Raw genomic sequence first — 2,794 nt, 5'->3', positions numbered from 1 at the left:
CTCGCCTCCACGCCACTCTGCCTCAGCACCCTGCTGCTGCAACCGCTCCCCCTGAACCTGGCGCCCGCCTGGCAGCTCGCCGCCGCGCTGCTGCCCTGGCTCACGCTCGCCGCCCTGCTCTGCCACCGACCCGGCTGGGTGCTGCGCCCCCTGGCCGAGCCGGCACAGGCCTGGCGCGTATCGCTCGCGACCGGCCTGCTGCTGGTGCTGGCCCTCGCCTGGGTGGCGCTGCTGCCGCGCACCGGCGCCCCCTTCCCGCTGCTCTGGCTACCGCTGGCCAACCCCCTGGCGCTGGTGCAGTGGGCGACGCTGCTGGTCGCCTGGCAGCTCTGGCGAGGCGGCCTCTGGCCTGCGGCGGCGGACCACCACACCCCGGCCCTGCTGGGGGGCGCGGCCTTCCTGCTGCTCACCGTGGAGCTGCTGCGCGGAGCGCATCTGGCGGGCGGTGCCCCCTGGTCGCCAGCGATGCTGGAACTCGGTCTGGTGCAGACCGGCCTCACCCTGCTGTGGAGCCTGCTCGGTGTGATCGGCTGGGTGCTGGGCTCGCGGCGGCGGCAGCGCACCCTGTGGCAACTCTCCGCACTGCTGATGGCGGTAGTGCTGGTCAAGCTGGTGGCGGTGGATCGCCAGCACCTGGGCAACCTGCTGGGCATCGCCTCGTTCATCGGCTACGGGCTGCTGTGCATCGGCGTGGGCTTCATCGCCCCGGCACCGCCGCGGCAAAAGGAGGCGACATGAGAGGCATCGGGTATCTGGCACTGCTGGCCTGGCCTGCTCTCGTTGCGGCCGGGGAGCTCGAGGAGGAGTGGAGTCACGCCTGGCCGCTGAGAGTCGAGGAGCCGGCGGCGGCCTATCGCCTGGAGCTGACCCCGGAGATCTACCGCACCCTGCACTCCCCGTCGCTTGCCGATCTGCAGGTGGTCGACGCCCGTGGCCAGGCGGTACCCACCCTGATACAGCCTGCGCCCGCCCCGGCGTCGACCGAGCGCCTGCAACGGGCACCCTGGTTTCCGCTGCCACCACCGCCCCTCGACGATGCGCGCTGGGAACTGATCGGCGAGACCGATGCCGAGGGCCGACTGCGCCGCATCGAGACCCGCGGCGGGGGATCCAACGAGGCCCGGGAGGCCGGCGCCGCCCTGGTCGACCTGAGTGCGATCCAGCGCCCCATTACCGCCCTGGACCTCAGTTGGGACGACGCCGCTGCCCCGCTGGACAGCCTCTACCGGGTCGAGGCGAGCGATGATCTCGAGACATGGCGTGGCGTGCTGAGACAGGGACGGCTGCTGGATATCACCCACGACGGCGAGCGCCTGGTGCGTCGTCGCCTCGAGCTGGGCGAAGTCTCGGCCCGCTACCTGCGCCTGCGTCCGCTGCCGGGCCATTCCGCAGTGGTTCTCGCCGGCATCCAGGCGGTGACGCGTCAGTCGGGGCCGGTAGCGAAGCCGAGCTGGGAGTCCCTCGAAGGCGTTCGCGCGGAAGGCGGCGAGTTCCACTACCGAATGGCGTCACGACTGCCGGTGAGCCTCGCCGATGTGACGAGCGACACCCCCTACGCCGCACGCTGGCGACTGGAGAGCCGCGAGGCGCCGGACGCCGCCTGGCAGGCACGCACATCGGCGTGGACGGGCTATCACCTGGTGGAGAGGAATGGCGAACTGCGCTCGCCGCCCCAGCCGCTGCTCGGCACTCATCGCGATCGCCACTGGCGACTGCTCGCCGACTCGCCACGCAGCGGTCCAGCGCCAACACTGCGCCTGGGCTACACGCCGGAGCGGGTAGTGTTCCTGGCCGAGGGCAAGGCCCCCTGGCAGCTGCTGGCCGGCAGCGCCCGGGCACGGCGCCAGCAGGCCGCGGTGGCGCCGATGCTGGACTCGCTGCGTCGGCGCCAGGGTGAAGGCTGGGAGCCGGCCAGTGCTCACCTGGGCGAGCGGCAGACGCTGGCCGGCGAGGCCGCCCTGACACAACCCCGGGACTGGACACTCTGGCTGCTGTGGAGCGTGCTGGTCGCGGGTACGCTGCTGGTGGGTGGTCTGGCGCTGCGACTGCTGCGCCGCGGCGATGAGGCCTAGGCTGACAGAGGCTAGCGGCGCTTGGTTCGGGCGGTGGCCTCGGCGGTAGTGGGGTCCTCGGGCCAGGGGTGCTTGGGATAGCGCCCCCTCATCTCGCGGCGCACCTCGGCGTAGCCGCCCGCCCAGAAGCTCGCCAGGTCGGCGGTGACCTGCAGGGGGCGCCGCGCCGGCGAGAGCAGGTGCAGCAGCACCGCCGCGCGCCCGTCGGCAACCCGCGGCGAGGCGTGCCAGCCGAAGCACTCCTGCAGCTTCACCGCCAGCACCGGCGACTGGCCCTCCAGACAGGGGGCGTAGTCGACCCGGTGTCGGGCACCGCTGGGCACCGCCAGGCGCTCGGGGGCGAGCTCGTCGAGCCGGGCGCGCAGCGGCCAGTCGAGGGTGTCCAGCAAGAGGCGAGCCAGCGGCAGGCGCTCCACGGCCTCCAGGCGCGTGATACCGTCGAGGTGCGGGCCGAGCCAACTCGCGAGGGTCGCAAGCAGCGCTTCCTCGCTGGCCTCCGGCCAGTCATCACCCAGGGTCGCCCGCAGCAGCGCCAGGCGGCCGCGCAACTGGGTGAGCGACTCGTCCCGCGGCAGGCCGCGGCGGCGTAGCGCCTCGAGCAGGGCCTCGCGCACCGCCTCGGCAGGCAACCGCTGGAGCGGGCGGCGTTCGAGCACCACCGCCCCCAGGCCGCGCACCTGCTCGCCGACAAGGCGGCCCTGCTCATCGGACCACTCCAGGCG

The 2,794-nt window shown here is 73.2% G+C and carries 3 protein-coding genes; 2 read left to right on the top strand and 1 reads right to left on the bottom strand.

The genetic code is table 11. The features are described from left to right. Positions 1 to 738, top strand: a 738-nt coding sequence (locus LWH48_RS17965) for a DUF2339 domain-containing protein (protein WP_232913657.1), incomplete at its 5' end; no start/stop codon positions are given. Continuing rightward, positions 735 to 2,072: a DUF3999 domain-containing protein gene (locus LWH48_RS17960; RefSeq protein ID WP_232913656.1), complete on the top strand. Its 1,338-nt coding sequence runs from the start codon at positions 735 to 737 to the stop codon at positions 2,070 to 2,072. The genes LWH48_RS17965 and LWH48_RS17960, both read left to right, overlap by 4 nt. An 11-nt stretch (positions 2,073 to 2,083) precedes the next feature. Here LWH48_RS17960 and LWH48_RS17955 read toward each other — a convergent pair. Beyond that, positions 2,084 to 2,794 (bottom strand): ATP-dependent helicase C-terminal domain-containing protein (locus LWH48_RS17955; protein ID WP_332875642.1); only part of this gene is annotated, 711 nt, incomplete at its 5' end.

The sequence above is a fragment of the Halomonas sp. G15 genome (assembly GCF_021282295.1).
Taxonomy (GTDB): domain Bacteria; phylum Pseudomonadota; class Gammaproteobacteria; order Pseudomonadales; family Halomonadaceae; genus Halomonas; species Halomonas alimentaria.
Note: the sequence above shows the minus strand (reverse complement) of the source record. Positions and strands in the feature narration are given on the sequence as shown.